This window comes from Anabaena sp. UHCC 0399, from assembly GCF_034931465.1.
Classification (GTDB): domain Bacteria; phylum Cyanobacteriota; class Cyanobacteriia; order Cyanobacteriales; family Nostocaceae; genus Trichormus; species Trichormus minutissimus.
This window is the reverse complement of record NZ_JAYGGZ010000032.1, coordinates 68,901-76,016: the sequence shown is the minus strand read 5'-3', so window position 1 is coordinate 76,016 and position 7,116 is coordinate 68,901. Positions and strand designations below refer to the sequence as shown.

The 7,116-nt window shown below is 38.6% G+C and carries 9 protein-coding genes and 1 pseudogene; 3 read left to right on the top strand and 7 right to left on the bottom strand.

Annotated elements, in window-relative coordinates:
- Nucleotides 1–47: 47 nt before the first annotated feature.
- Nucleotides 48–287 (top strand): annotated as a pseudogene (locus VB693_RS17690) (WD40 repeat domain-containing protein); the annotation flags it as partial.
- Nucleotides 288–320: 33 nt separating this feature from the next.
- On the opposite strand, the gene VB693_RS17685 reads toward VB693_RS17690, so the two are convergent.
- Complete coding sequence (locus VB693_RS17685; protein ID WP_323267396.1) at nt 321–812, bottom strand: DUF3368 domain-containing protein; 492 nt, start codon at nt 810–812, stop codon at nt 321–323.
- 5 nt (nt 813–817) lie between these two features.
- Nucleotides 818–1,069, bottom strand: coding sequence for a UPF0175 family protein (locus tag VB693_RS17680; RefSeq protein WP_323267395.1), 252 nt, complete (start codon nt 1,067–1,069; stop codon nt 818–820).
- Nucleotides 1,070–1,342: 273 nt separating this feature from the next.
- On the opposite strand from VB693_RS17680, the gene VB693_RS17675 reads away from it, so the two are divergent.
- Together VB693_RS17675 and VB693_RS17670 are read left to right on the top strand one after the other, a co-directional pair.
- Nucleotides 1,343–1,735: a hypothetical protein gene (locus VB693_RS17675; protein ID WP_323267394.1), complete on the top strand. Its 393-nt coding sequence runs from the start codon at nt 1,343–1,345 to the stop codon at nt 1,733–1,735.
- Complete coding sequence (locus VB693_RS17670; RefSeq protein ID WP_323267393.1) at nt 1,717–2,103, top strand: hypothetical protein; 387 nt, start codon at nt 1,717–1,719, stop codon at nt 2,101–2,103. Before VB693_RS17675 ends, VB693_RS17670 begins: the two co-directional genes overlap by 19 nt.
- A gap of 69 nt (nt 2,104–2,172) precedes the next feature.
- On the opposite strand, the gene VB693_RS17665 is transcribed toward VB693_RS17670, so the two are convergent.
- The 5 genes from VB693_RS17665 to VB693_RS17645 all read right to left on the bottom strand — a co-directional run bounded on the left by VB693_RS17665 (nt 2,173) and on the right by VB693_RS17645 (nt 7,077).
- On the bottom strand, nt 2,173–3,582 hold the full coding sequence (locus VB693_RS17665; protein WP_190704015.1) for a protein kinase domain-containing protein: 1,410 nt from the start codon (nt 3,580–3,582) through the stop codon (nt 2,173–2,175).
- 482 nt (nt 3,583–4,064) lie between these two features.
- Entirely contained in the window at nt 4,065–4,412 is a 348-nt protein-coding gene (gene mazF / locus VB693_RS17660) for an endoribonuclease MazF (RefSeq protein WP_323267392.1), read from the bottom strand.
- A complete protein-coding gene (locus tag VB693_RS17655; RefSeq protein ID WP_190704010.1) occupies nt 4,406–4,648 on the bottom strand; it encodes an AbrB/MazE/SpoVT family DNA-binding domain-containing protein in 243 nt (80 codons plus the stop codon). Before VB693_RS17655 ends, mazF begins: the two co-directional genes overlap by 7 nt.
- A gap of 150 nt (nt 4,649–4,798) precedes the next feature.
- Nucleotides 4,799–5,698 carry an STM4011 family radical SAM protein gene (locus VB693_RS17650; protein WP_323267391.1) on the bottom strand — a complete coding sequence of 300 codons (900 nt, stop codon included), beginning with the start codon at nt 5,696–5,698 and terminating at the stop codon, nt 4,799–4,801.
- A gap of 65 nt (nt 5,699–5,763) precedes the next feature.
- Nucleotides 5,764–7,077: an STM4012 family radical SAM protein gene (locus VB693_RS17645; protein WP_323267390.1), complete on the bottom strand. Its 1,314-nt coding sequence runs from the start codon at nt 7,075–7,077 to the stop codon at nt 5,764–5,766.
- Nucleotides 7,078–7,116 lie beyond the last annotated feature (39 nt).

The window sequence follows — 7,116 nt, the reverse complement described above, 5'->3', positions numbered from 1 at the left end:
TTTTATTTGGCTTGTACGTATGAATACGGTTGGTGCAAGAAATGAGTTTAGTTAGGTCAGTCTCCATTAGTCCAGATGGCAGAACTTTAGCTAGTGGTAGTTGGGACGAGACTATCAAAATCTGGAACCTCGCCACAGGGCAAGAAATTCGTACTCTCAATGGTCAGCGTCCTTTATCATCTTTTGATTTTGTTTTCGTTAATTCAGTCGCCTTTAGCCCAGATGGCAGAACTTTAGCTAGTGGTAGTTCGGACGCGACTATCAAAATTTGGCGGCTGTCTCAGTAACTATTTTCTGCTGGAATAGTTCACATATTTTGCTTATTCAACTAATTCTCTTGCTTGTCTTAATATCTGTTCATAAAGAGGGCGACTCACCCAATATTGAGCATGATTAATCATCGCATCTAACACTGGTTTTACTTGTGTAATTATTTCTCTATTTTTTGCCAACAAGAGAATACCTAAAGTACCAATTACTTGTAATCCTAAATATTGAGCTACTTGACGTGCTTCACGTTCATCTAATAAAATCTTCCCTTCACCAGTTTCCAGGGCAAGACTAATTGCTTCGCGTTCACCGTCATCTAATTCTGGAGGTATGTTGGGTGCTATGGTTGAGACTGGACGAACTTGCAACCATTTACTAACAATCGCTTTCAACACAAATTCTGAAGCTGGAAATCCTGCAACAGTTGTTTCATCACAAACAGCTTGGGGAATAACAATTTCACCAAATACAGCTTTCAAGATATCTAGACGATTAATAGCTGCAAAATTTATCAAAGGTGTAGCATTACAAATAACTGTCACAATTTCTAAAAACCTGCATTAATAGTTTCAATATCCTGGGCTAAATCTGCTTCATTGTAATGACGTTCAATTTTATATTTGCCCAAAACCTGCTGAAATTCCCACACAGATAAATTAGCTAAGTGACGCGCTTGAGCAAAAGTAAAAATATCCTGTGCATATAACTGTAAAGCTAATTCTAGACGAATAGCCTGTTCACCTTGATTTAAGGAATCAGATGATATCTGTAAATTTATTGGTTGAATAAATGTATTCATTGCTCTAGTTTTTGTAGGTTGGGTTGAGGAACAAAACCCAACAATTAATCTAATTTAACCTTTTTAATCAAGTTTTGCACAAGTTCTTAGCTTTTTTAAACGCAAAGTAACGCGAAGGTTAGCGCAGAGGTACATAGAGTATTTCTAAAGTTAATTTAGTATCACACACACTCAGCAATAAAAAGAAACACAGCTTGTACTTGCCATCACAGTTCGCTTTTCATTCCAGGCTCATGTTAGGCTATTATTGATATCCTAATTTAATTGTCTGATATGATCGTTTCTCAATCAGCAAAACCCTCTAGTAGTGATATTACGGTGACATTGAAGCGGCTCGTCGCTCTTTTAGAAGAAGATGAAACAGACGAGTATGGAATATTGCAGCCCAGTCAATCTGCTTTTAAATTGGCGATGCGATTAGTCGTAGATGTTTATGAAATAATGGGCGATCGCTTTCCCAAAGCATCGGCTTCGACAGATGAACAAGGTGGGATTCGACTAACTTGGAGCAAACAGTCACCTGAATGTGAAGTCCGTTTGATTTGCCCAGCTACAGCCACGCAACAGGCTACGCTTTATCATGAGTTGGGAGATGATTATGCAATTGAGCCAGATGTGACATCATCTGTGTTAGTGCAGTGGTTGGAGTGGCTGAAGCAAGCATGAGTCAGTTTGAGCCATTACCTGTTGATGCAGTTGTTTATCGAGCAATACTACGTAAACAATGGATAAATGAGGATACAGGACGAGTAAAAGCAGATGCTTACTTCCTACGGGCTGGAGAACCTGGGATTTCGGTCAATCTGGCAAATGCCTGTTCTCCAGAACAGTGTGCTGGTTTGTTTCGCAAGTGTTATGCAGTCGCCAGTATTGAAGTTAGATGTATTCGGGAAATTGGATTGGATGTAGAACAGGATTCTGTAAACCATGCCAATATCGTTGGTTTGCCATATCGAGAAGATGACTTAGCCGAGGCGGAACGATTGGCGGGTTTATTGGCGAAGCGATCGCAAATCGTCTGGCAACCTCAATAATTTCTTATTATACTATATTCATTTTAAATTGATATGGTTGCCATAATCCTTGCCTGAAAACTACTAAACTTATTGAACCTTAATTTCAAATGAATTAATCATTTCCTCCACGACATCTAAATACTTGTTATATTCTTTCTCTTCTGCTGTATAGGTGATGAAGTAAGCCTTACCATTTCTGACTGTGCCAATTTCCATTGCTTGTAACTTACATTCCCCATCTTGGCGAGTATAGTTTAATTTATAAGCCGGAAATTTTGATAGTGTTGTTGATGGTTGAGAAGCATCCGTAAATTGTTGATTGGGATTATTCCTTTGAATTTGTTTTAACGCCTCATTTTTAAATTCGTCTAAAGATAATAATTTCTTAGGCAATTCCTGAGTATTAATTACAACTTCTAAAATACATTTATTTTGCTGATTTTGATTTTTTGGGACAAATCTAATCACCTCATCTTCAAAATCGCCGCTAGGAGGTTTAATTAGTTGCCAGTTTTCTGAAGGATATTTAATTGTGATACCAGAATTAACACCTTCGTAAGTTATAAAAGTAAGTTTAGAGTTACTAAATTGGTAAAATATCCAGAAAATTAAAAGTGCAATTAATACCAATACCCCCACACCAAACCATACTTTTTTCGGTGGAGATTTGGGAGATAAGGCTTTTACCGCCTGCAATGCTTCATTTGCTGAGTGATAACGCTGACGATAGTCATAGCGCACCATTTTATCAATGATATTTGCTAGTTTAGAGCTAACTTGAGCATGAGTACGCCAGACAATTTCCCCGGTTTGTGAATCTGTCGTAAAACCTCTAGGGTAGGGATTTATTCCTGTTAAAGCTTCGATGGCGATAATTCCTACTGCATAAATATCACTCTGGAAAGTCGGTTTACCATTGGTTTGTTCACTGGGTATATAACCAAGAGTACCAACAGCAACAGTTAAACTTGTTTGTCCTTGAGAATTGACAACCTGAGTGCTAACTTCTTTAACTGCACCAAAATCTATTAAAACAATTTTGCCATCAGATTTTCGGCGGCGAATATTTGAGGGTTTGAGATCCCGATGAATTAAGTTCTGTTGATGAACAAAAATTAAGACTTCTAAAATATCTTGTAAAAGTTTAATTACTATCGCTTCACTGAGTTTTTGGCCGGAGATTAATTCTTGAGTTAAATCGTGACCTTCTATATATTCTTGTACAATATAAAATTGTTGATTTTCTTCAAAGAATGCTAAAAGCCGGGGAATTTGGTCATGATTTCCTAACCTTTCTAGCTTTTCGGCTTCGGTGTCAAACAATCTTTTAGCATTTGTCAAAGTGTATGGGTTGCTGGAAATGGGTTTAAATTGCTTGACAATACATTGAGGATTTCCCGGCCGTCCGATGTCAATAGCTGTAAAAGTAATTCCAAAGCCACCTTGACCAAGTTGTTCAAGAATTTGGTAGCGTCCACCGAGAATTTGACCTATCATCCCAGTCACCAATGTCTTATGGAATTTTTATACCATTTCTCCACAGAACTTAATCAAGCAATTATGAGCTTTGCTCCCTACTTAATCACATGAGTTACGCTTATGGCAACAACCAGGGCTAACAACTTGATACAAACGGGATATATTCTGGTACTAGTTTTGACAACAGATATAATATTTTACACTTTGGATTTAGAGGATGTTTGAAAAGTTGCAAGGGGTATAAAAATGTCATTCTGACTGGAGTCCTGAGCGAAGCGTAGGAACTGTAAGGTAAAGCCTGCGGCATAGCTTATCCTGTCAAAGAGGCTGCGCCAACGCTTAACGCGTAGCGTTCCGTAGGAAAGAATCTGCGTTTTAACCCATATACTGAGATGCTACCCTACGGGAAGGCTTCTCTACGTTCCTCAGCATGGCATAGAAGGGGACTTTTCAAACAACCTCTTAGACTCACCTGTTGACAATGCTAATAAAAAATATATCTACAGAAGTAATGGCTCAATTTTTGCTTGCACTTCTTCAATTAAACTTTCTGGTACAGACTCAATAAATTTAACACCGCGTACTTTCCAGTCTAAACACTTGATCTGATCCGCAAGAATCACACCTTGAATTTTCAAATCAGACTGTAAAATAACTTCAAAAGGATATCCTTTTTGCTGTTTTGTGATAGGCATAAATAAAGCTAAGGAACTTTTCTCGTTGTATCTGCGAGGCGAAATCAGAAAAGCAGGTCTATATCCTTGTTGTTCGTGTCCTTTTGTAGGGTCAAAATCTAAGTAGATGATATCTCCTCGATTAGGAATATAAGAATTTTCTGATATCACCAAACTTCATTCCCTATAGCTATTCCACTATTAATTTCACCATGAAGATTCTCTGGTGTAATGGCATCAATTAGCTCATCAAGTGAGTATCGCTTGCGGTTTATGGGTTTGATTACTAAACTACCATCTATGACCGCAAGTTCTACTTCCACGCCTTCAGTTAAATGAATTTCTTTAGCTAAATTCTGGGGAATCCGAATAGCAAGACTATTTCCCCACTTAGCAACATTTGCAACCATAGCCTGAACCTTGATTTAGTAAAAATTTATGTATATACATAGTATCTACAATATAGCAATTCAGTAAAAATCTAGCACGCATGGGTAGTGATGACATTAGCAGCACTTCCCAGCCAAATTTCTGTGAATACTTTATAAATAAATTAATTTCTAAACTTTAGATTTAGACTCCCCTGTTGACAAGTCTGATAAACTATAATCCCAATTATGGGGAATACGCTCTAAAATACCAGAACCAAATACTTTATCTAACTCTAAATAATCTAGGTGAACATAACCTATATGACAATGGCAGGTTTCATTAATGCAAGTACGTTCAAATAATGAAGCTTCCCAGTTATGATGATAAATATTACCAATGGGTGATTTGATAAAATGGCAGCGTCTGATTGTCCCATTACCATCAACAGAAATCAATGATTTGCCAGCACGGCAAGTTTTACCTAAACTGGGATAATGTTGAGTATTTAGTTCATAGAATGGGTCGATAGATTGAAAAAAATCTCTGTCTTCCTGTGATAAATTTGGTAGCTCTTTTTTAACTGCATTAATCCATAAGTAAATGTGATTTGGTAAGTTTTGACGTAAGTAAGTAATCTGTGCTTTGAATTGAGGAAAACCGACAACGCCAGCACTAAAATTAATGCCACGCTGGTTTAATTCTAAACATTGCGAGAGGAATTGATTACACGTCACCCATTCTGAATGAAATGTTGCCCATAATGCCAGTTTTTCTTTATTACAATCTTCTACCCAATCTAATTTACAAGAAAGATTGGTTTGAATTGCGGCTTTATGAACATGAGGCATTTGGGTTAATCTTATTAATGCCTGTTGATACCAGTTATGAATTAAGGCTTCTCCCCAAGGGGTAAATAATATAGAAAATTCATGCTGTGCATTTTGGGCAATCCAGTTAATAAATCTTTCTATTTCTTGTTTATCAGTTGCTAACTCTGCGGCTGATTGTTGTTTTTTGGCGAAAGGGCAATATTCACAACCATAGTTGCAACTGATTAATGAACCGCGATAGAGAATTTTAAGGTGCATGGGTGAATTTGGGTATGAGAATTTATGCACGCTCCAGGCACAGAGACGCGGAGAGGAGTAAGAGGTTATTTGAGGTTGTAGGTTTGCATTAGTTGGTTGACTTGTTCTGAGAATAGCCAAGCACCTATGGTGTCTGAATGTTCGATTCCTTTTTCGGTTAAATGTAATATGTGTTCTGGTTGTGTGGCGAATTGCAAATCTATGAGTTGTTTTAATTCGGGATAATCAGTATATATATTGCTTTGGAATCTTTGCTGATAGGCGGTGAGATTTATACCTTCATTAGATAAGAGAGATAATAAAATGTAGCGGCGATGCTGTTCTTCAAGATTTAATTGAAAGCCATAGGTAGCGTAGTCAAAAGTTTCATCGGGTGTTTGTATATAGGCTTGCAAAATATCGCGGACTTCTTTTGAACCTACAGCATATTCATTGGAATAATGCAAAGTGTCTGTGTAGGAACGTGCGCCGCAACCTATTCCTACCATACCGTCGGCTTGACAGCAGTAGACGGGAGAGGCGGGAGATAGGGGAGAAATGCGTTGGAACATTCGCATGGAAATTTGGGTGTATCCTTCTGAGATGAGGAGCGATCGCCCTTCGCGGTAAGATGATATACGGATATCGTCCCATTCTTTGTCTGAACGTCCTAAACCGGTGAGGGGTCGAATGTATAAGGGATATAGATAAATCTCTTCTGGTTGGAAGCGTAATGCAGACCGTATTGATTGTAACCATGTATCTACGGTTTGTCCGGGTAGTCCGTAAATTAGGTCAATGTTAATTGTGGGAAAGCCGGCTTCGCGCATTCTTGTAAGTGCGGCTTCTACTTGGGGGGTGGTTTGGCGGCGTTGGGTGGCTAAGACTTCTGATTCAATAAAACTTTGTACGCCAATACTAGCTCGATCAACGCCGCGATCGCGCAATAGTTGTAATTTATCTTTATCGGCTGTCTCTGGTGACATCTCGACGGAAACGGGGATTTGTTGTAAGTTAGCACCCATTGTTTCTTCGGCTATGTTGAGTATTGTTTCTAGGTGGTGTATGGGTAACTGGGTTGGTGTCCCGCCACCTAATGCAAATCTGCTAAAGGATGCTTTTCCTAGTGCGGCTTTGACTCGTTGTGCTTGTCTTTGAATGGTGCGGATGTATTGGGTAACGAAGTCTTCGTTATGGGTGACTGTGGTAAATAGGTTACAAAATCCGCAGCGCATTTCACAAAATGGGATGTGAATGTAGAGGAATAGTGATTGTTTATTTTGTTTTGTCCATAGTTGACTGAGGTTGATGGGTGGGTTTAGGGGTCGATAGGCTGTTTTGTGGGGGTAGGAGTAGACGTAGGCTTGATAGGGGGATTGTTTTAGGAGTTGGTTGAGCATTTTTTGGGATGGTTGGTTTTGTGGAGTTGGATTTTGATT

Excerpts from the sequence above, each read along its gene's own strand:
- VB693_RS17680 (WP_323267395.1), bottom strand. The coding sequence starts at position 1,069 with ATGAATACATTTATTCAACCAATAAATTTACAGATATCATCTGATTCC.
- VB693_RS17675 (WP_323267394.1), top strand. The coding sequence starts at position 1,343 with ATGATCGTTTCTCAATCAGCAAAACCCTCTAGTAGTGATATTACGGTG.
- VB693_RS17665 (WP_190704015.1), bottom strand. The coding sequence starts at position 3,582 with ATGATAGGTCAAATTCTCGGTGGACGCTACCAAATTCTTGAACAACTT.
- VB693_RS17655 (WP_190704010.1), bottom strand. The coding sequence starts at position 4,648 with ATGGTTGCAAATGTTGCTAAGTGGGGAAATAGTCTTGCTATTCGGATT.
- VB693_RS17650 (WP_323267391.1), bottom strand. The coding sequence starts at position 5,698 with ATGCACCTTAAAATTCTCTATCGCGGTTCATTAATCAGTTGCAACTAT.
- VB693_RS17645 (WP_323267390.1), bottom strand. The coding sequence starts at position 7,077 with ATGCTCAACCAACTCCTAAAACAATCCCCCTATCAAGCCTACGTCTAC.